We start from the raw sequence: 20520 nt of genomic DNA on the forward strand, positions 1-20520 counted from the left end.
CCGGGCACCTCGTCAGCTCTGCAGGTCGTACACCGTCTGGCCGTCCACCGTCGTGGCGGTGAAGTTAGCCGTCACCCACGCGGTGATGTCCGACGAACCGCCGCCCGGGCCGCCGCCGCGGCCGCCGTCGACGAAGTACTTGATCTCGCCCGCCGCGACGTACGCCTTGAACTCGTCCAGCGTCGGCGCCGGGTCCGAACCGCTCCAGCCGCCGATGCCGATCACCGCCTTGCCGCTGGCCAGCTCCAACGACGCCGCACTCTGCGAACCCGTTGTCGCCGCGGCCCACTTCGTCGTCGTCGCGGCCAGCAGCGAACCGACCGCACTCGACGCGGAGTCGCCGAAGCCGCCGCCCATCGCGCTCGACGTCGGGCCCGACGTCGGGATCGAACCGCTGTGGGCCACCGACGCCGTTTCGACTCCGTAAGCGGCCGTCGACAAACCGAGCGTCAGCACCAGCGCCGCCCCGACGGCCGCGACCAGGCGGCGGACCGGCGGCACACCCATCACCAGCACCGTGCCGACCAGCACCCCGAGCACCGCGACGATCCAGCGCAGCGCCGGGAACCAGTCCGGCGTCCGGTCGAGCAGGATGAACGACCACACCGCCGTCACCACGACCATCGCCGCCAGCACCGCCCGCGGCGCCAGGTTCGCCCGGCCCTGCCACAGCGCGCGCCCCGAAATCGCGACCAGCGCGGCGATCGCCGGTGCCAGCGCCACCGAGTAGTACGGGTGGACGATGCCGCTCATGTAGCTGAACACCAGCGCCGTCACGACCAGCCAGCCGCCCCACAGCACCAGCGCCAGGCGCGTCCGGTCGGTCCGCGGCGCGCGGCGCGTGAACCACAAGCCGGCCACCAGCCCGATCAGCGCGGCCGGCAGCAGCCACGAGATCTCCACGCCGAAACTGGACCCGAACATCCGGAACAGGCCGGACGCGCCGCCGAACCCAGTGTTGCCGCCCATGCCGCCGCCACCGCCCGGCCCGCCGCCGTCACCGCCGCCGAAGATGCGCGACAACCCGTTGTAGCCCAACGCGAGTTCGAGCAGACTGTCCCCTTCGGACCCGCCGATGTAGGGCCGCGACGCCGTCGGCCACAGCTCGACCAGCGCGACGAACCACCCCGCCGAAACCACCAGCGACACGACCGCGCCGCCGAGGTGCAGCAACCGCTTGCCCAGCGACGTCGGCGCGGCGATCAGGTACACCAGCCCGAACGCCGGCAGCACCAGGAACGCCTGCATCATCTTCGTCAGGAAGCCGAACCCGATCGCGGCGCCGGCCAGCGCGAGCCAGCCGGGCGACGCCTTTTCCGTGGCCCGCACGACGAAGTAGGCGCCTGCGACCATCAGCAGCACGAGCAGCGCGTCCGGGTTGTTGAACCGGAACATCAGCGCCGCGACCGGCGTCACCGCCAGCATCGCCCCGGCCAGCAGCCCGGCGACCGGGCCCGAAGTCCGTTTCACCGTCAGGTAAAGGATCCCGACCGACGCGACACCCATCAGCGCCTGCGGCGCCAGCACGGTGAAGCTCGAGAACCCGAAGATCCGCGCGAACGCCGTGCCGACCCACAGCGCGGCGGGCGGCTTGTCGACGGTCAGCACGTTGCCGGAGTCGAGCGAGCCGAACAGCCACGCCTTCCAGCTCTGCGTCCCGGACTGCACGGCCGCGGCGTAGAACGAGTTGCCGTAGCCGGACGCGGTCAGGTTCCAGAAGTACAGCACCGCGGTCGCGGCCAGCAGCCCGAACACGGCCGGACGGACCCAGCGCGGCGGCGCGTGCGCCGCGGAATCCTTGCGGTGACGCGGTTCCTGCGTCACGGGGTCGGACAGGACGGCGGTCATCAGTACTCCTTCTGGGTGGCGGCCTGGCGGCGCGGGTTGAACACCCAGCCGCGCAGGAGCAGGAACCGGAGCACCGTGGCGGCGAGGTTCGCCAGCACGAGCACGGTGATCTCCAGGACCAGGCCAGGGGTGGTGGATCCGTTGAGCAGGGCGAGCGAGCCGCTCGTCAGGGCGAGCCCGAGGCCGAACACGATCAGGCCTTCGAACTGGTGCCGCCCGGCGCCGGCGCGCCCGCGGATGCCGAAGGTGAGCCGCCGGTTCAGCGCGGTGTTCCCGATCGCGGTGACCAGGAGCGCGGCGAAGTTCGCCGGCTGGGCGCCGACGGCCGTCCGCAGCAGCAGGAACAACACGAGGTAGGCCAGCGTGCTGCTGACGCCGATGGCGGCGAACCGCACCAGCTGCGTCACCAGCCGCGGCGGCACGCCGGGAGCGTCGACGCCGATCGGCTGCCGGCCGAGCTGCTCGCGCAGCTGGCTGATCGGGATCTCGCCGGTGAAGGTGGCCTTCGTGACGCGGGCGATGCCCTTGAGGTCCGCGGTGGCCGTCTTGACGATGTTGACCGACGAGTTGGGGTCGTCGACCCAGTCGACGGGCACCTCGTGGATCCGCAGCCCGGCGCGCTGGGCCAGGACGAGCAGTTCGGTGTCGAAGAACCACCCGGTGTCCTCGACGTGGGGGAGCAGCTCCCGCGCGACGTCGGCGCGGATGGCCTTGAAGCCGCATTGCGCGTCGCTGAACTTCGCGGCGAGCGTCGAGCGGAGGATCAGGTTGTAGGCACGGGAGATGAACTCGCGCTTCGGCCCCCGCACGACTCGCGCCCCCCGGGCGAGCCTGCTGCCGATGGCGAGGTCGGAGTGCCCGGACAGCAGCGGAGCGACGAGCGGCCCGAGCGCGGCGAGATCGGTGGAGAGGTCGACGTCCATGTAGGCCAGGACGGCGGCGTCGGAAGCCCGCCAGACGGCGTTGAGCGCGCGGCCGCGGCCCTTCTCGTCGAGGTGGTGGACGGCCACCTCGGGGAACTCGCGGGCGAGTCGTTCGGCCACCTGCAGCGTCGTGTCGGTGCTCGCGTTGTCGGCGACGGTGATCCGGTACGGGTAGGAGACGTGTTCGGCCAGGTGCGCGTGCAGCCGGCGGATGCACGGTTCGAGGTCGGCCTCTTCGTTGTAGACCGGGATGACGACGTCGAGGACGGGCTGCGGTCCGGCCAGGTCGACCGGGACGGTCCCGGGCCGTGCTGCGGAGGCGGTGGCTGTCATGCCTCATACGGTCGCCGGTCCCGCTTTGGTGATCGTGTGATCGCCCTGTGCGCTTGCTGTGCGCTCTGCCGGTCTCAGCGGTAAGGGTTGGTCGGGTTCAAGGCGAGTTCGCGGATCGAATCCAGAGACAGCCCGGTGAGGGTCTCTTCCGTGATGCCGACGTCCCGAAGCACCCGGAAGACGTCGTCTTCGGTGACGTCGGCCTTCTTGGCAGGGACTCGCACGTCGCTCTTCGCCTTCAGGACGGGCTTGAGCGAGGTAAAGCTGAGGTCGAAGTCCGCGCGGTACGCGTGGTACAGCGCAGAGGCGTCTCCCAGCCGGCGGATGTGCAGCGCCGGGAACTGGCTGTCTTCGTTCGTGATGATGATCGAGTCGGGGGAGATGTCGTGCCGCAGGGTCGAGAATTCGGACCTCAATCTGATTTCGACGACGAGGAACTCGTGCTGCTGATGCCACTGAGCGGCGAAGATGGTCGCGAGGCAGCTCGTCTGGACGTATTCCGTGGTCCAGGTGTCCTGAGTGGCGTTTTCGGGCCGGCGCGAGAGCTTGGCGCGGTACTCGGCGTACTCCCGGCAGCGGGTCGTGTTCTGCGGATCCAGTATCTGCAGTTGAATCCGCCAGTGGGTGCCGGTGCTGCTTTCGCGAGCCCGCGCGGCGAGCTTGGGCAGGGTCCAGGCGCGAGTGAAGGAGCCCGTGCCGCCTCGGAATTGCCACACGTCCGCCGTGGCCATAGCGGCTTCAAACGCTTTTTGCCGCGAGGCGAGGGTGGTCAGTTCACCGACCGACGGGTTGATCGTCACCGCGTGTTCGACACCGTCGAGTCCATCCTGGACCGCGCGCACCGACCGAGCCAGCTCGATCACTCGCCGATCATTCGCATCCTGGCGCATGGCCTGCTTGAACAGTGAAAAGCCCAGAATGGCCAGTGTGGCCAGAGTGGCCGCGAGAAGCGTTTTCACATCGTTCACGGTGTCGGTCGCGCCGAGCACCGCGACCGTCGCGGCGGCGACGAGGATGATCAGTTGCTCCGGATCGCGGCGCAGTCCGTAGAGCAGACGGGCTGACCTGCTGCCGGAGCGCTTCGGCTCGGAACCGCGGTTTTGGTCGTGTGCCGTCATGCGGACCTCTCGGAGTAGGTGTCGGTCATCCGTTTCCGGCCAGCCGGATATCCCCCAGATGGCTCCTTGACTGAGCGCCGTCGATTGTGAAGCACGTGCATAAAGAGGGGGTCTCGAGCCCGGGCGGTTACCATGGATGCGCGTTTGGAACTCGTCGCGTTGTGAGAGCGGGCATGGCGAAGGGGTATGACGATTGCTGCGGAAGTCCGTCCGGATGAGGGTGTTCTCGACGCGTTCCCACACGAGGTTCACGTCGGCCGCCGGGCGTCTGGTTGCCTTCGCCGTGGTAACCGTTACGGTCGGCAGGTTCGGTGCACGGAGTACAAGGACGGAGTGCCGGACATGAGCGCATCAGCGAAGTCCGGCATGGCCGAATCCCGGTTTCTCGACGACCTCACCGCCTCGATGGGGCGAGGCGTCCTCGGAGGACCCCGGTTGGTCGCGGCCGTTGAAACGGTGCGTGACGATCCCGGCCGCTTCATGCGTTGGCTGACGGCCACAGCCCGTGACGTCGAAGCCGCCAGAGCCGCGGTGGCGCGCTCGTACTGGCATCCCAACGGCTTCGCCAAGCTGGTCCTGTACGCCTCGGGCGAACCGGAGTTCAAGATCCGCATGCACGTCTGGCCGGGGTCGGCTGCATCGAGACGGGGAGAGACGAACCCGCACAGCCACCGCTGGGAGTTCGCCTCGACCCTGATCGCCGGCCAGGGCCTCCGCATGCCCGAATATCGCGAGGTCACGACCGGTGGGGAGCGATTCGTCCGCAATCGGTACGGCACGGATCCGGCTGATCCCGCGCTGCTCGTCGCCGACGGAGCCGCGTGGCTGGCTGAAGCCAGGTCGTCGCAGCTGGCGCCGGGTGGTGTCCACTTCTGCGGTACCGACGTCATCCACACCGCCGAGCCCGTGGGGAAGGACCTGACAGCGACGGTCGTCGTACAGGGCCCGCACCGCACATCGACGACCGCTGTCTTCTGTCGACCCGATGAGAACGCCGACCAGCCCAACCGCCCGCTTTCGGCGGCGGATTTCCAGCGGCTCGTGAACGAGGTCGCAACCGAGGTCCACGGATGCTCTTCCCGTCGTTGACGTGGCGTTTGTTTGCCGGGCGGCGGGGTGTGCTGACCGATCGCGCGATCCGGCGCGCTCATGCGACCGGTGAGTTGTCCGTCGAGCCTTTCGACCCCGCTTTCATCCGCCCCGCTTCGATCAGTCTCCGGCTCGGAGCAGAAGCGTTCCGCCTGGAGACAAAGGGACCGGTCGATGCCGCCGATCGGACCACTCACCCGGAGCTGGTGGCGAAGGACCTCGACGAGAGGGGCCGGTTCGTGGTCGGGCCCGGCGAACTGGTGCTCGCTCCGACATGGGAGCGGATCGGGTTGTCCAGGAACCTCGTCGGTCTCGTCGACGGCACGAGTGATTACGCCCGGCTCGGCGTGAGCGTCGTGCTCTGCGGCCAGGTCAGTCCGGGGTTCGGCCAAGAACGCGGCGCGGTGTTGACCCTGGAGATCGTAAACCACCTGCGGCACCCGATACTGCTGCACCCCGGTACGCGGATCTGCAACCTGATGCTGTTCGCTTCGACAGGGAGTGAGCAACCCTACGGGGCGATGCCACACAACTATTCGAACGACCACGCTGTCGTCGCGTCGCGATTGGCGGATCATGACCGGTACCACTGAGCTCTGTCTTGACGACCTCGGCGAGCGCGGGATACAGGAACAGGTGTTGTGGCCGCGCTACTGCAGCACGGAAGGTTTCGGGGACGACAGCGCCCTGCTGGCCGCGATAAGCGCTCCGAGCGAACTCGTCGCCACCACCGACAGCTGCCCGACCCCCGTGGTCGTCGACCTCATGGGCACGCCGGACCTCTATCACGCGGGTTGGCTGCTGGCGACGATCAACCTGTCGGATCTGGCAGCCACGGGCGCCGAGCCGCTGGGGCTGGTCGCCGGTTACACCCTGCCCGGAACCACCACGGTGCGCGAGTTCGAGAGGCTCCTGGACGGCGTTGATGATTGCTGTGCCGAGCACGGCACCAGGATCGTCGGAGGTGACACCCGCGATGGTGACGCCGTCCAGCTGACGGCGACGGCCATCGGGCGTTGCGCTCCGGGGAGCAGGCTACGGCGATCAGGAGCACAGGCCGGCGACCGGTTGCTGCTGGTGGGGGCGCCCGGTTACCTGTGGGCGGCGGCACTGCTGGAGGCCGGGCGCGCAACCCTCCCGAAAGCGGCTCGGGACGAGGTGCGACGCCGGGCCGCCCGGCCGATTGCCCAGCTGAGGGCCGGTCAGGTGCTGGCCGCGACCGGGCTGGCGCAGGCGGCGATGGATGTCTCGGATGGACTGTTCGCCACGGTACGAGGTCTCTGCAACGCGAACCGGCTCGGTGCGGCGGTCACCGGGGACTACGAGCTGGACCCGCCGGTCGCGGAAGTGGCGCGGCAGAGTGGATTGCGGCCCTTCGACCTCGCTCAGACCTGGGGTGATTGGGGTCTGGTCGCCGTGGCCCGGTCCGAAGACGTCGATCTGGCCACAAAAGCGCTGCGAGCCGAAGGGATCGTGGCTCAAGAGATCGGGGTGCTGACCGCCGACCAGCGGATCACTGTGGGCGCCGAGGCACGCCCCTGGAACGGCATCGCACAGGAGCGGTTTTCGGCGAGCTCCTGGCACGGTGGTGACTTGGGCGCTTTGATCACCGCCGTGCTCGGAGCTCCCCGACACTGACCCGGCTCAGCTGTGCACGCGCAGCGGCACGACGTTGCTCGGCGGAAGCGCGCGGCTCGGCTCCCGGCGGGCCTCGGTCGGGCTGATCGTCAGCGTCACCAGGCTCGCGTAGCGCGGGTGGCGGTCGACGTAGACCTCGGGCACCCCGCACGCCGCCGCGAGCACGGATCGGTTGCGGTGCAGGTGTTCGAAGGCATCCGGGCCGAACAGCGACACCACGATGTCACCACTGCGCGGACGGCTCCACAGGATCGCCGGACGCAGCCGCAGCCGCGGGAACGTCGCCCGCAGCCGGTGCTGCAGCCGGACGGCCTGCACCCGCGCCCGCACCTGGCGGCGGCGCAGGAACGCCGTCCCGAGGACCGCCGCGAGCGTGGCGCCGGACCACACCGGTCCGGCCCACAGCGCGAACACCACCACGCCGTAGGGGAGAAGCGTGAGGGAGAGGATCTCCCACCGCCAGTGGTAGAGGCGGACGGGGAACGACGCCGGCCTGCTGGTCATTTCCGAGCTCCTTCCGGTCAACCGGCGGCGCAGAAGGCCGCCGAGGTGGCGTGAGAGACGTCCGGCGGCAACCCCGGCCACCAGGGCCGCGACGATCACCGGCGCGGAGGTCATGTCGGAATCCGGGTCTCGGGGGCGCGCCGGTCCTTGTCCCGGCCGAGCTGCCAGGTCCAGCGCCACCCCACCCAGACAGCGACGACGGAGCCCAGCAGGATCAGCACGAAGGCCTGCCCGACGAGCCCATCGAGCGGCGCGAGCCGCAGCAGCACGAGAAGTGCCCAGAGCTGGGAAGCGGTGAAGGGAATGACGATCCCGGCCGCGTAGACGCCCCGGCGCCAGCGGCTGCGCGGTGCGGTGGTGTAGGGGTCCATGAGTGCCCTCCTCCTCGGTGGATCCAGGAAACCTCCGGGTCGCCGCGTCGTGTGTGTCAGCTGACACACAAGGCGGGATTCAGCTCGCCAGACGTCGAAGTTCAGCCAGGCGGTGGATCGTCACTTGTCTCCGGCCGGTGCTGATGACGCCTCGCTGCCGCAGCTCGCGGGTCGCGCGCGCCCAGGACTCACGGGAGATCGCGGCGGTCATGGCGAGCTCGGCCTGGGTGGCGGGAACGGTGATTTCGATGTCCCCGCCCCGCGCGACCCCATGCTGGACGGCGAGCTGCATGAGCTGCGCGGCGACCCGCCGGGCGGCTGTTCCGCCGCCGAGGTCCAGCCAGTGGGTTCCGACGGAACGGAGACGGTCGGTGAGGACGCGGAGCAACGCCCAGGAGATCCGCGACCGCGCCCGGCACAGCGAGGTGAACCGCTCGCCGGGGATCTCCAGCACCTCGACGTCGCCGAGGGCCTGGACGGTCGCCGACCGCGGCCGCGCGTCGATCGCCGCCAGCTCGCCGATGACGTCCCCGGCGCCGCGGACCGCGATGACGATTTCGCGGCCGTCGGGCGTGCCGTGAACGATCCGCACGTGCCCGGCCAGCAGCAAGACCACCGCGCTGGAGCGGTCGCCTTCCCGGCAGAGGAACTCGCCGCGCCGGTAGGAACGCCGCGGACCGGCGGCGGCCAGTTCGCTGCGCTCGGCCGGTCCGAGGCCGGCCCAGAATCCCGTCGGTTCCACGTCCCACCTCTTTCCGGTCTAAGCGGTCAGGTCCTCCTCGGGCTCGCGAGCACGGGGCGCGTAGAGCCAGCCGCGAATCCGTTCTCCGCCGAGCCTGGTGTGGACGGCCTGGGTGATGGCACTGCGATCGGGGTGCCGCGGTGCACTTCGTCGGCGTGCACGGCGATTCGCAGGCGAAGGCCAGCTCAGGCCGGTTTACGTCGTTCAAACGTCGCTTCGGTAAGTCGCTGATCGGCATCTGGGCCTCGAGGAGTATCATCAAGAATTCTCTGCAGCACTGAAATTTGCTGAAGGGTAGCGGACGCCGTGTCCCCAGTCGCACCCCGCGCGCTCGCACGTCGCCTCAAGGCGCTGCGCGAGGAGCAGTGGCCCGGCGCCGGGCTCACCCAGGCACAGCTGGCCCAAGCGCTCGGCGGCCTCAGCATCTCGCTCATCTCGTCCTGGGAGAACGCCGACAAGCCGGTCCGGACGCCGATTCGGCGGCTCGAGGCGTACGCGACTTTGTTCGCGACGCCGCGTTCATGGGACGGGCGGTCCTTGCGAGTCCTTCCCCTCGAAGAGCTGACGGACGACGAGCAGGACCAGCGCAAGGAACTGCTGGACGAGCTCCTTTGGTTGCGGGAGGGCAACGACGACACCCCGGCCCGCCCCGAGGCTCGAGAGCTCTGGACTTTCCCCAAGGACCACGACGTGACCATCGTCTGCGCCCAGCTCCCGGAGTACCTGCGGGAGCATTTGAGCTACGCGGACCCGGACAGCCCGGATTTCGTCTCGCTGTACACCTACGCCGACCCGGACGCGCTGATCGAGCTGTTCGGCCACATCCGTTCGCAGAACCCGGACAACCACGTCAAGTTCCTCACCAGCGAGGATCTGAGCCCCGACGACTACACCGCTCATCTCGTCCTGCTCGGTGGCGTCGACTGGAACACGGTCACCAAAGCTGTGATCGCGCGGGTCGACCTCCCTGTGGAGCAGGTCGGCCGGCAGGAGGACGGATCACCTGGCGGCTTCCGCGTGAAGCGTGAGGGGGAGTCTGTGCTCTTCCCGCCCGAACTCGACTCCGACGGGCACCTGCTCGAAGACGTCGCCCACTTCTACCGCGGATTGAGTCCGTTCAACCGAAAGCGCACCGTGACCGTATTCAATGGTATGTACGGTCGCGGGACGTTGGGCGCAGTCAGGGCAATGACCGATGTCCGTTTCCGTGATCGCAACGCGGCCTACCTCAAGAGCCGGTTCGGCGTCGAGGAGTCCTACAGCATCATCAGCCGTGTGCCCGTCGTGGGCGGACAGGGCCTGACTCCCGACTGGACTCTCGCCGAAAACCGGCTGCACGAATGGCCCGAGGCCGGATGAACACACGTCCGCCGACGGAGATCTGCTGAGCTTCCGACAGTTTATCCAGCGGGTTCGGCACCAGCCACGAACAGGGCCCCGTCTCCTCATTGCAGCCGCCACCTGCATCTGGAGGCCGGCGCCCAAGTGATCGCCCAGTGAGCTAGATGGTGCTCCTCTCCGGCTATTCATGCAGGCGGTTATCAGGCAGCGTCCAGCCGGGAGCGAGGTCTTGGCTGTTGAAGACACGGACCCGGCTGATGATGCTGAACGACTCGTCGTCGCCGAACCGGCCGTTGAGGTAGGCCTGGTGGAATCTGACGTCGGTCAGTGCCTGGGCCGACCCGAGCGTGCCGCGGCCTACATACCGTTGCAGATGGTTACCGTGCGGCTGCACTTGAAGGGGACTGATGCGGTGGTAAAAGTGCGTGACGTCGGACAGCAGACGGTCGTTCGAGGAGAGTCCGGCGGTGAGGGCCGACACGGAGATGTTCTCCCGAGGGCTTTGGAGGCCGTTGTCTCGGAGCTCTTTCTTGATCGGCCGGGAAAGAGCTGCCGCGTAGACGTTCCGGTGCCGGCCGGTACGCCCGGGCTAGGTTATTGAGCCAAGCGGGTGAGGGGCACCCGGGCTACGGCTGAATTTCAATGGATTTGCCTGTACTCGATCAGTACAGTACTGGTTTCGGCCGAGTTGAGAACGAAGCTGGTTCAAGGCGGTGACTTCATGGCCGCGGTGACTTCATCGGCGGCGCTTGCCCGGCGGCTCAGAAGCCTGCACGAAGAGGAGTGGCCGGAAGCGGGCATCACGCAGACGCAGTTGGCGGCTGCCGCTGGAGGTTCCAAGCTCCTCAGCACCTCGTTGATCTCCACGTGGGAGAACGTCGATAAGCCGATCCGGCCCCCGGCCAGGTGGCTGAAAGCCTACGCCTCCTTGTACTCCATCCGGCGGTCCATCGTCGGCGGCAGCGCGCGGTTGCTTTCTCACAAAGAGTGGACAGAGGAAGAACGGGCGCGCCGAAAGGAACTGCTCTCGCTCCGGACCGACGACGAAGAAGAGTCCTGCTCGCCCATGGCGGACATCAGGACGTTCCCTGACGACGAAGGCATCACGATCGTGTGTGCCTCACTGCCGCGAGCGTTCCTGGCATCTTCCTACCCCAATCCCGAGAGTGCGGAATTCGCCTCCCTGTCAACCTGCGCAGACCCGGATGCGCTGATCGAGATCTTCGGTCATCTGCGGTCGGTCAACCTTGGCGGCGTCGACTGGAACCAGGCAACTCGTGAAGTGCTTGAGCGTGTGGACCTCCCAGTGGAGCAACTCGATCGTTGCGGCGAGGACGAGCGCGGGGGGTTGCGAGGGCGGCGCGGCAAAGACTTCAGGTTGTTCGGGCCGCGACTGGACAAAAACGGCCGGCTGCTCGATGGTGTCCCGCACTTCTACCGGGGCTCAAGACCGTTCAATCGGAAACGGACGGTGACGACCTGTAACGGTATGTATGTCCGCGGTACGCTAGCGGCGCTCAGGGCGGTGACCGATCCTCGGTTCCGGGACCGCAATCAGGAATACCTCAAGACCCGTTTCGACAAGGCGGAGTCGTTCAACATCATCAGCCGTGTACCTGTCTTGGGCGATCAAGGACTGACCCCGGACGGGACGATGGCCGAGAACCGGTTCCACGAGTGGCCTGGAGAGGCCCCTTTGGCACGCGCATGACAGGACCAGTGCGCCAGCACCAGTCACACCAGAGTCTGCTGACCCGCCCGGAGCCTCGTGGTGCTTCGCCAGTGCCGCCGGACGCGATCATCGTTCCTCACGGCCGTCCGGCCGCCTACCTGGCACAAGCGGTCCATGCGGCGAGGGAGAACGACTCCTTGCTGGTCCTGCTCTGCAGTAAACGTGCCGACGCCGCCTGTGCCGCCCTGGCGGCTGAGCGGGGCGGCGCGCGGGCGGTAGCGCTGGACATCAACACACTGCCTGCCGGGCTCGTGCCCGAGTTCGGAATGGACAGACTTCTCGGCGCCCATCGGTTCGGGCGGCCTACGGACACCAGCTTCAAGCGAAACCTCGGCCTCGTCCTGGCGACCGTCGCGGGATGGGAGCGGGTCGTATTCCTCGATGATGACATCGTGCTTCCCGATCCCGGCGATCTTGCTGCCGCAATGGGATTGCTCGATGTCTACCCGGTGGTCGGCCTGGCGAACGCAGGCATGCCCGACAACTCGGTGGTTTGCCACGCTCTCCGAGATGTCGGTCTTGAGCAGGACACTTTTATCGGCGGTGGTGCGCTCGCCGTCGCCGAGCCCGCCTTCGGCTCGTTCTTCCCCAACATCTACAACGAAGACTGGCTCTTCCTGCTGGAAGGTACGGGTCTGCGGCCGTCAGCCGTCACCGGTATTGCCGTGCAGAGCCCCTACGACCCGTACGGCACGTCCCTGCGTGCTCGGGGTGAGGAGTTCGGGGACACATTGGCCGAGGGAGTCTTCGCGCTCTTCGACAACGGACTCGACCTCGCGGACGCGGGTGAAGAATATTGGCGTATCTTCCTGCAAGGCCGCCGCGAGATCATCTGCGAAACCATCGGAAGAGTGGCGGACTCGCCCATCGAGGTCGGGCAGAAGTCCCGAATGGTGGATGCACTCAATGCGGCGATCAGGTGCAACCGCCTGATTAATCCGGAGCTTTGTCTGTGTTACCTCAGGCATTGGGGTCGAGATTCTTTGAAATGGCGTGCGCATTTGTCTGACCTGCGGATGCGGCACTCAGCAGTCTGTGGGATCGAGGGTGCGCTCGAGGCCTTGCGTATCACTCATCCGGCTGAAACTCGGAAATGGATCGGGCTGGGTACCGTGGCTCGTTCGCTGTTTAGCTGAATGCTCAGCGCGGCATCGTCGTCTTGACGAGCAAGGTGCACTTTTCCGTTACTCGCTGAAGTCGTCTATCGCGGCGCTTCACTTGGGCGTAACAGACAACTACGCCGATTCCGGGGTCTTGATAGCCCATTCGCGTATAGAGCCGGGCGGCACTGACATTATCCGTGCGGAGCGCCAGTGCCACTCGGCGGTGACCTCGTTCGATCGCGATCTGCTCGCATACTTCCAAGAGCATGCGGCCAGTACCGTGGTTGCGGTACGAAGGCGCTACCCTGAGATGAGTAAGCAGGGGAACGCCGGGCAAGTGCCTCCTGATGGCTGCTTCCTCGGCTTCTTCCAGTCAGAATTATGTGATGCCCGCTGGGTATTCCGCAATGTGGGCGACGAGTAGCACTCCCAGGCCCAGTTTCTGACGATGCAGTCGATCCGTCAAGAGTTCGGCTTCTCCGAAGGTGGCGGCCAGCCTTTCAAGTTCGTCATATGTGGCAGGCCGGATTTCGGGTTGCGACACGTGAGGACTCCTGTTCGCCCAAGTCGGCCTTTGTGCCGGGTTGAGCGCATGGTGACGTAATCACGTTACGTGAGGTGTTGCCTGGGTAGCCATCACTGTCGGTGTCTTCTAGCGTCAAGTCGTTGCGAGTTCGTAGACCATTACACCGTCGACAGTGGTCGCCTGGTAGTGCTCTGTCACCCAGTCGGCGATTTGCTGGGCCGCGTCGGAGCCGGTGCTTCCCTGCATCGTCATGCCGTCGCCGAGGAAATAGTGGATCTGGCCGCTGGCCACGTACTGCTGGAACTGCTCCAGCGTCGGGTACGGGTCCGTTCCGTTGAAGCCGCCCACTGCCATCACTGGGGCGTCGCTGGCCAGCTGGTAGCCCGCTGCTGCGTTTGAAAGGACCGTTGCTGCCGTCCACCGGTACTCAGACGCGTCTTGCTTCAGCAACGCTGTCAGCTGGGCGCCGGGGAGGGTTGTCGAGAGCAGGGAGCCAGGGCCGCCGCCTCGGCCGCCGCCGAAGCCGCCAGGGCCGCCGAAGCCGAAGCCGGACGATGAGCCTGCTGAGGGGATTGCTCCACTGTGCGTAGTCGACGCCGTGGCCAGCGTGTACGCACCCGTTCCCGACAGCAGCGCTACCAGCGCAAATGCCGCCACGAACGATGCTGCCCAGCGCGTCAGATGCGACGCGAAGAACAACCCCACCGCCGCCAGGAGGCCGCCGATGAGGACCGTCGGTGCCAGCCACGGCTGCCAGGACGAACCTGACAACAAGAGGTACGTCGTAAGCGCAGTGAGAGCCACGCCGCCGCTGAGGAGTCCCGAAGCGGCCGGATTGGACCGTAGCCGCCACAGCTGTACTGCCGCCGTTCCGACAAGAGCGCCCACCGCAGGAGCCAGCGCCACCGTGTAATACGGGTGGATGATTCCGCCCATGTAACTGAAGACCAACGCCGTGATCACCAGCCAGCCGCCCCACAGGAGCAGCGACGCGCGCGAGCGGTCCGTGCGCGGCGCCCGGCGCGTGAACCACAACCCCGCCACGAGAGCAAGCAACGCCGCGGGCAGGAGCCAAGCGATCCCGCCCGCCATCTCGCTGCCGAACAACCGGGTCAGGCCCGTCGAACCCCAGCCACGTCCAGCGCCGCCGCCGACGCTGCCTACCTCGTCGCCCGTGAGGCGGCCGAAGCCGTTATAACCGAACACCAGCTCCCACAGGGAATTGGTCTGCGAGCCGCCGATGAACGGGCGATCCGCCGTCGGCCAGAGGGCGACCACCGCCAAGTACCAGCCCGATGCCACCAGCGTTGCCGCCAGGGCGCCCAGCAAGTGCAGCAGACGGCGACCCAGCGATGTCGGCGCCGCCACCAGGTAAGCGAGCGCGAACGCCGGCAGGACCAAGAACGCCTGCAGCATCTTCGCCAAGAACCCGAAACCGACCGCGACGCCCGCCAGCGCCAGCCAGCGCGGGCTCGCCTTCTCGACGGCGCGCACCACGCAGTACGCGCCGGCGACCAGGAGGAGCACCAGCAGCGCGTCCGGGTTGTTGAACCGGAACATCAGCGCCGCCGCCGGGGTCAACGCCAGCACCAGGCCCGCCACCAGCCCGGCCGCCGGGCCCGACGTGCGGCGGACCGTCGCGTAGAGCAGCCAGACCGAGCCGACGCCCATCAGCGCCTGGGGCACCAGGATGCTCCACGCGCTGACGCCGAACACTCGCGCCGACAGGCTCATCACCCACAGGGCGGCAGGTGTCTTGTCGACCGTGATCGCGTTCGCCGCGTCGCTCGAGCCGAAGAACAGCGCCTTCCAGCTCTCCGAACCGGCCTGCGCGGCCGCCGAATAAAAGGCGTTCGCCCAGCCCGACGCGCCGAGGCCCCACAGGTACAGCGCCGCCGTCGCCAGCAGGAGAACGGCGAGCGCGGGCCGGTGCCAGGTGCGGCCGGCCGGCGGTGAAGGGGTCACGGCGGGGGTTTCACGAGACGCGAGAGCGGTCATGAAGTCAGCTTCCGGTCTCCAGCTGGGGCCGGGTTGTGCCGATGCTGTGCACTCGCTGTGCGGGCACGGCCACGGGCAGGCGCACCGCGAACTCCGTCCGGCCGGGCCGGCTGTGCACCTCGATCGACCCGTGGTGGGCGACCACGACCGCGGACGCGATCGCCATCCCGAGGCCGGTGCTGCCCGCGTTCCGCGAGCGTGACGAATCCCCGCGCGCGAACCGCTCGAAGACGTCCGGCAGCAGGTCCGGCGCGATGCCCGGGCCGTCGTCGGTCACCGTGAGGACCGCGCTGCCGTCCGCCGAGCGGGCCAGCGTCGTCACGACCGTCGTGCCCGGTGGGGTGTGCGTGCGGGCGTTGGCCAGCAGGTTCGCCAGCACCTGGTGCAGCCGCTGGACGTCCCCGAGGACGAGGACCGGGTCCGGGGGCAGCTCCAGCTGCCAGCGGTGGCCGCGGCCGGCTACCTGGGCGTCGCCGACCGCGTCGGCCACCAGGCGGGTCAGGTCGACCTCGCGGACGTCGAGGGGGCGGCCGCCGTCGAGGCGGGCGAGGAGCAGGAGGTCCTCGACGAGCGCCGTCATCCGGACGGCCTCGGACTGGATCCGGCCCATCGAACGCGCGACCTCCGGCGGCACCAGCGCGCTGCCGCGGGCGGCCAGCTCGGCGTACCCGCGGATCGCGGCCAGCGGCGTCCGCAGCTCGTGGCTGGCGTCCGCGACGAACTGCCGGACGCGCAGCTCGCTGTCGTGACGCGCTTCCAGCGCCTGGGCGACGTGGCCGAGCATCAGGTTCAGCGCCGAGCCGACCTGGCCGACCTCCGTGCGCGGGTCGGTGTCGGGCTCGGGGACGCGGATGGAAAGCGCCACCTGGCCGCGGTCGAGCGGCAGCTCCGTGACGCGCCCGGCGGTGGCCGCGACGCGGTCGAGCGGGCGCAGCGTGCGGCGGACCGCGAACGCGCCGAGGAAGGCCGCGCCGAGCACGCCCGCGGCGGCGACGCCGAACAGGATCAGCCCGACCGTGAGCAGCGTGTCGTCGACCGGCTTCAGCGGCAGGCCGGTGACCACGACATCGCCGCTCCCGGTGACCGGCAGCGCCATCAGCCGGTACGCGCCGAGGTCGGCGAAGGACACCGTGTGCGGCTTGCCGTCGGCGGGCACCGAGAGCATGACGGCCTGCTGGGCCGCGGTGAGGAGCAGCCGTTCGCCGTGCTCGGAGATGCTGTCGTCGCGGACGAGCAGCTGCCCGGAGAAGGTGGCGCTCACCGTGCCGACGTTCTGGCCGAGCGGGTGCTGGCCGTCCGGCTGCGGCCCGCCGTCGTGCGGGCCGGTGTTGCTCGCGAAGACCTGGGAGCGGGTCGCCGCGGCGGAGAGCTGCTGGTCGATCTGGCGGGTGAGGAACACGTCGAGCGCGAGCTCGCTGACCACACCCACGATCAGGCACACCACGGTGAGCAGCGCGACCATCGAGCCGGTCAGTTTCGCGCGCAGCGAAAGCCGCCCCCGGCGGGGGTGCGACGTGGTGGTTCGCGCGGCCATGGGTTCAGCGTCCGTCCGCGCCGTGTGTGCGGGTTGTGTGCTGCCTGTGAGGCGGCTGTGCGGTGCGGCTGCCCGATTCCTCCGGTCACAGGAACGGCTGACGCCCACCACAGTCCGCGCACAGCGAGCGGCCCCACGGTGGATCCCACCGCAGCATCTCGTTAAGGAGCACGACATGACCACACCGCAGGCACCGTCCACTTCGGACCAGGCGTGGGGCGGCACACCGGCCCCGGGCGCACCTTCCCGGCCGGCCTGGTCGACCGGGAAGAAGGTCGCGGCGGGCGCCGTCGCGGCGGTGATCGTGGCCGGCGGCGGAGCGGCGGTCTGGGCCGCGTCGTCGTCCGCCGCCACCGACACCACGACGGCCGCCGGGCCGGGCGGGATGCCGGGCGGCCCGGGCGGCATGGGCGCTTTGGGGTCGACCCTGCACGGCGAGTACGTCGCCTCGGACGGGAACGGCGGTTACGTCACGAAGATCACGCAGACCGGCGAGGTGACGGCGCTTAGCGCGACGTCCCTGACCGCGAAGAGCGATGACGGCTTTTCGAAGACGTACACGATCACGTCGGCCCAGGCGACGGGCCTCGCGACGGGAGACACGGTCACGGTGGTGGCGACGGAGTCCGGCGACACGGCGACGGCGACGTCGGTGACGGACGGCGATGCGGGAGCGCAGGGGGCGCCGCCGGCGGGCGCGCCCACCCGGACCGGCTGACCGAGGTTGCGGTGGCCCTGGGGCAGGGCCACCCCGGTCATTCGGTTCGCCAGTGTCCGCGGGTGTCGATCCAGCCCCGGTCCCTGGACCACATCAGGCAGCGGCCGGGCGAGTGGGCGTTCATGATCCAGCAGTGGGTCAGGTAACCGGGTACGGCCGGTGGCTTCGACGGCAAATCGGTGACCTCGAGGGAGAGCGGGAAGTACAGCTCCCACTCGCTGGTGTGGGTCAGGCCGAGGAAGAGGTGCTTGCCGGTGCCGTCGGCCTGCTCCAGCTTCCGGCACTTCGCCATGGTCCGGTCTGCGCGCAGGAGCCGGCTCAGCGCCTGGTGCCACTGCTCCCAGGTCACGTCGGTCGGGCCTTCGGTTCCTTCGGGGTACAGCAGAATCGCGGCCTCGCCGTCGGCCGCCGGTCGCCATGAGGCGCGAGTGATGCCGAGCTTTCGCAGCTCGTCCTCTGTGGCCGCGGTGATGAGGTCGGGAAGGGTTTTGCGTAGCTTGGCGAGGTTCGCCGCGGCGGACAGCGTCACGAACCAGACCCGGTCGAGATGTGGCGCCGGAATGCGCCCGGGTATCTCCGGGTACACCGCCCCCGGCGTTCTCAGCCGCATGACCATCTCGGCGTACTTCGGGTCGACGTCCGTGGTGACTTCGACGTGGCTGATCCGGCCGTCGCCGTGTTCGATCCTGATGTCCGGCGTCCGGTCGCAGCTGTTGTCGTCCTGGATGAGCACCCGCTCGCCGGTGAGGCGCGCCACGACCCGGCCGGCGGTGTTTTCGAAGTCGCCGAGCAGGCTTCGCGCAGCCCGCAGACGCTGCGCCTCACTTCTCAGGTCGATGGGGTATCCCCGCACGCCGCGACTCTGCGCACGGGTCAGCGGCGGTCGTAGTCGACGGAGACTTCCGGGGTTGTCGCGCGGGAGCGGCACGTCAGGATCCGGGCCGACGCCACGTCGTCCTCCGTCAACGCGTACCGGACATCCATGTCGACCTGGCCCTGCAGCAGCGTCGCGCGGCAGGTCCCGCACGCGCCGCCGGTGCACGAGTACGGCACCTCGAGACCCGCTCGCAGCGCCGCGTCCAGCACCGTTTCGCCCGCTTCGGCCGCGACGGTCGTCGGCGTGCCGCCCAGGGTCACCGACACCTGGGCCGGCGCGCCCGCCGGGTCTCTCAACGGGGCCGCGCCGCGGAACAGTTCGAAGTGGACGTTCTCCTCCGGGACGTCCGCGTCGGCCAGGGTGCGGCGGGCCAGCTCCATCAGGCCGCGGGGGCCGCAGAGGAACCACTCGTCGACCTTCGCCGGGTGGAGGCGGTTCTGCAGCAGCGCCCGCAGCCGGGTGCTGTCGAGGCGTCCGCGCTGGTACCGCTCGTGCGAAATCGCCAGCGCCTCGCCGACCGTGTCGAACTTCCGCGGCCGGTGCGTGTGCAGGTCCGGGTCGCGCTCGTCGGTGCGGTAGTGGACGACGTGCAGCCGGCCGCCGAACCCGTCGGCGAGCGCGCCCAGCTCGCGCGCGAAGAGCGTCGTCGCCCCCGATGTGTTGACGTACAACAGGGTCGCGCGGCTGTGCGGCTCGGCCGACAGCGCGCTGACGAGGATCGAGAGCACCGGCGTGATGCCGCTGCCCGCGGCCAGCGCGACGTAGTGCGCGGTCCGCGACGGATCGGGCGTGAGCGTGAACCCGCCCGACGGCGGCAGCACGTCGAGGTGGTCACCGGCGGCCAGCGTCGTCGTCGCGAAACCGGAGAACGCCCCGCCCGGACGTCGCTTCACCGCGATCCGCAGCTCACCGGACCCCGCCGGGGCACAGATCGAGTACGTCCGCCGCACCGGCCGTCCGTCGACCACCGCGCGGACCGCCACGTGCTGGCCCGGCGTGAACCGGAACTCCGCCGCCAGGTGCGGCGGGACCGCGAAGGTGACCGCGACGGCGTCCGCGGTCAGCGGCCGGACCGCGGCCACCCGCAGGCGGTGGAACCGGCTCGGCCCGAGCGGCGGCGGCGCCGGCGCCGGCACGGTGATTTCGGGCGTGCTCCCGAGCCCCGCCCCCAGCCGGTACTCGGCCGCCGTCAGGTCCCGGCCCCACGCGGTGCTGATCGGGACGTCGCGGGCCAAGTAGGCGTCGCGGTTCTCGAGCCAGACCCGCCGGTAGCGATGGAAGGGGACCGCCGGGTGCAGGTGGTGCACCAGGTGGAGGTTCTGGGCCAGCAACAGCGGTGTCAGCAGCCGGTCGAGGCCGATGCGGACGCGGGTGGTGCCGAACCGGCCGCACGAGCTCGCCGCGGCGGGCAGGCCGTGGTGCGGCAGCCAGCCGAACGACCACGCGAGCAGGACCAGCCCCAACCGCTGCGGCAGCACGTACACGACCAGGAGCTCCGCACCGTGGCCGTTCGCGATCAGCGCGATGACGGCCGACAACGCCGCGGCGAGCATCACCAGCCCTTCGACCAGCTCGTGCGGTGGCCGCGACCGCAGCCGCGCGACGTAGCAGCGTGCGTAGGAGAAGTCGAGGGTCGACCAGCGCAGCGGCAGCTGCCAGCCAGGGCCGCGCGAAACCCAGGCATCCGGATCGGCGTGGCCGGCGTTGGTGTGACGGTGGTGCTCACTGTGGACGAACCTCAGCGCCGGGAACGCCGCGTACGCCGCGACGAACGGCACGGCGAGCCGGCCGAGCACCTCGTTGACCCAGGTCAGCTTTCCCGCCGAGTGGTGCGCCGACTCGTGCGCCACCGTGTACATCGCGAAGGTCACGGCGGTGTTCAGCAGCACCGTCGCGGCCGCCGGCAGCAGCCCCGCGAGCAGCAGCCAGGTCGAGGAAACCCACACCGCGAGCGCGCCGGCGAACAGCGCCAGCGTGGGCACCGAAACGGCGGGCAGCGAGATCCGGGGCGCCGGCACCGCGCGTGCGCGCACTGTGCCGGACGAGGGCGCCGCCGAGGTGGCGGACTCGTGCGGCTGCGTGACGGCGGCGGTCATCGAGTGGTCTCCTCGGTCGAGAAGCTCCT

At 69.1% G+C, this 20520-nt stretch carries 19 protein-coding genes; 7 read left to right on the plus strand and 12 right to left on the minus strand.

The genetic code is table 11. From position 1 onward, the window contains the following. Positions 1–12 precede the first annotated feature (12 nt). The 3 genes from ACZ63E_RS05870 to ACZ63E_RS05880 all read right to left on the minus strand — a co-directional run bounded on the left by ACZ63E_RS05870 (position 13) and on the right by ACZ63E_RS05880 (position 4222). The gene (locus ACZ63E_RS05870; RefSeq protein ID WP_465334669.1) at positions 13–1848 is read right to left on the minus strand and encodes a glycosyltransferase family 39 protein; all 1836 of its coding nucleotides are present in this window, start codon (positions 1846–1848) and stop codon (positions 13–15) included. Further along, complete coding sequence (locus tag ACZ63E_RS05875) at positions 1848–3104, minus strand: bifunctional glycosyltransferase family 2/GtrA family protein (RefSeq protein ID WP_465334671.1); 1257 nt, start codon at positions 3102–3104, stop codon at positions 1848–1850. Before ACZ63E_RS05875 ends, ACZ63E_RS05870 begins: the two co-directional genes overlap by 1 nt. Before the next feature lie 74 nt (positions 3105–3178). Then, positions 3179–4222 (minus strand): hypothetical protein, encoded by a 1044-nt coding sequence (locus ACZ63E_RS05880; protein ID WP_465334673.1) that lies wholly within the window; start codon positions 4220–4222, stop codon positions 3179–3181. 342 nt (positions 4223–4564) lie between these two features. Here ACZ63E_RS05880 and ACZ63E_RS05885 point away from each other — a divergent pair, with 342 nt between their 5' ends. The 3 genes from ACZ63E_RS05885 to ACZ63E_RS05895 are packed head-to-tail and all read left to right on the plus strand — an operon-like array spanning position 4565 to position 6949. Next, positions 4565–5311 (plus strand): hypothetical protein, encoded by a 747-nt coding sequence (locus ACZ63E_RS05885; RefSeq protein WP_465334675.1) that lies wholly within the window; start codon positions 4565–4567, stop codon positions 5309–5311. Next, the gene (dcd, locus tag ACZ63E_RS05890; RefSeq protein ID WP_465334677.1) at positions 5293–5904 is read left to right on the plus strand and encodes a dCTP deaminase; all 612 of its coding nucleotides are present in this window, start codon (positions 5293–5295) and stop codon (positions 5902–5904) included. The genes ACZ63E_RS05885 and dcd overlap by 19 nt, the downstream gene beginning before the upstream one ends. Continuing rightward, entirely contained in the window at positions 5888–6949 is a 1062-nt protein-coding gene (locus tag ACZ63E_RS05895; RefSeq protein WP_465334679.1) for a thiamine-phosphate kinase, read from the plus strand. The genes dcd and ACZ63E_RS05895 overlap by 17 nt, the downstream gene beginning before the upstream one ends. A 6-nt stretch (positions 6950–6955) precedes the next feature. Here ACZ63E_RS05895 and ACZ63E_RS05900 read toward each other — a convergent pair whose 3' ends face one another. The 3 genes from ACZ63E_RS05900 to ACZ63E_RS05910 form a co-directional block, all read right to left on the minus strand. Beyond that, complete coding sequence (locus tag ACZ63E_RS05900; RefSeq protein ID WP_465334681.1) at positions 6956–7453, minus strand: hypothetical protein; 498 nt, start codon at positions 7451–7453, stop codon at positions 6956–6958. A gap of 110 nt (positions 7454–7563) precedes the next feature. Continuing rightward, positions 7564–7824 carry a hypothetical protein gene (locus ACZ63E_RS05905; RefSeq protein WP_465313177.1) on the minus strand — a complete coding sequence of 87 codons (261 nt, stop codon included), beginning with the start codon at positions 7822–7824 and terminating at the stop codon, positions 7564–7566. A 79-nt stretch (positions 7825–7903) separates the two neighbouring features. Continuing rightward, positions 7904–8566, minus strand: coding sequence for a Crp/Fnr family transcriptional regulator (locus ACZ63E_RS05910; RefSeq protein ID WP_465334683.1), 663 nt, complete (start codon positions 8564–8566; stop codon positions 7904–7906). A gap of 306 nt (positions 8567–8872) precedes the next feature. Here ACZ63E_RS05910 and ACZ63E_RS05915 point away from each other — a divergent pair, with 306 nt between their 5' ends. Then, positions 8873–9925, plus strand: a complete 1053-nt coding sequence (locus tag ACZ63E_RS05915; RefSeq protein WP_465334685.1) for a helix-turn-helix domain-containing protein — start codon at positions 8873–8875, stop codon at positions 9923–9925. Positions 9926–10088: 163 nt separating this feature from the next. Here ACZ63E_RS05915 and ACZ63E_RS05920 read toward each other — a convergent pair whose 3' ends face one another. Continuing rightward, positions 10089–10388 carry a hypothetical protein gene (locus ACZ63E_RS05920; protein ID WP_465334687.1) on the minus strand — a complete coding sequence of 100 codons (300 nt, stop codon included), beginning with the start codon at positions 10386–10388 and terminating at the stop codon, positions 10089–10091. Positions 10389–10628: 240 nt separating this feature from the next. On the opposite strand from ACZ63E_RS05920, the gene ACZ63E_RS05925 reads away from it, so the two are divergent. Continuing rightward, a complete protein-coding gene (locus ACZ63E_RS05925; RefSeq protein ID WP_465334689.1) occupies positions 10629–11618 on the plus strand; it encodes an XRE family transcriptional regulator in 990 nt (329 codons plus the stop codon). Between the two features lie 71 nt (positions 11619–11689). Beyond that, positions 11690–12775, plus strand: a complete 1086-nt coding sequence (locus ACZ63E_RS05930; protein ID WP_465334691.1) for a hypothetical protein — start codon at positions 11690–11692, stop codon at positions 12773–12775. A 4-nt stretch (positions 12776–12779) separates the two neighbouring features. On the opposite strand, the gene ACZ63E_RS05935 is transcribed toward ACZ63E_RS05930, so the two are convergent. The 3 genes from ACZ63E_RS05935 to ACZ63E_RS05945 form a co-directional block, all read right to left on the minus strand. Then, positions 12780–13079: a GNAT family N-acetyltransferase gene (locus ACZ63E_RS05935; RefSeq protein ID WP_465334693.1), complete on the minus strand. Its 300-nt coding sequence runs from the start codon at positions 13077–13079 to the stop codon at positions 12780–12782. Positions 13080–13400: 321 nt separating this feature from the next. Continuing rightward, positions 13401–15266: a glycosyltransferase family 39 protein gene (locus tag ACZ63E_RS05940; protein ID WP_465334695.1), complete on the minus strand. Its 1866-nt coding sequence runs from the start codon at positions 15264–15266 to the stop codon at positions 13401–13403. Between the two features lie 4 nt (positions 15267–15270). After that, positions 15271–16800: a sensor histidine kinase gene (locus ACZ63E_RS05945; RefSeq protein WP_465334697.1), complete on the minus strand. Its 1530-nt coding sequence runs from the start codon at positions 16798–16800 to the stop codon at positions 15271–15273. Positions 16801–16975: 175 nt separating this feature from the next. Here ACZ63E_RS05945 and ACZ63E_RS05950 point away from each other — a divergent pair, with 175 nt between their 5' ends. Next, positions 16976–17518 carry a hypothetical protein gene (locus tag ACZ63E_RS05950; RefSeq protein WP_465334699.1) on the plus strand — a complete coding sequence of 181 codons (543 nt, stop codon included), beginning with the start codon at positions 16976–16978 and terminating at the stop codon, positions 17516–17518. Positions 17519–17555: 37 nt separating this feature from the next. Here ACZ63E_RS05950 and ACZ63E_RS05955 read toward each other — a convergent pair whose 3' ends face one another. Continuing rightward, positions 17556–18371, minus strand: a complete 816-nt coding sequence (locus tag ACZ63E_RS05955; protein ID WP_465334701.1) for a hypothetical protein — start codon at positions 18369–18371, stop codon at positions 17556–17558. Between the two features lie 20 nt (positions 18372–18391). After that, positions 18392–20491 (minus strand): fatty acid desaturase, encoded by a 2100-nt coding sequence (locus tag ACZ63E_RS05960; protein ID WP_465334703.1) that lies wholly within the window; start codon positions 20489–20491, stop codon positions 18392–18394. Between the last annotated feature and the right edge of the window lie 29 nt (positions 20492–20520).

Source organism: Amycolatopsis sp. NPDC104819, from assembly GCF_055583145.1.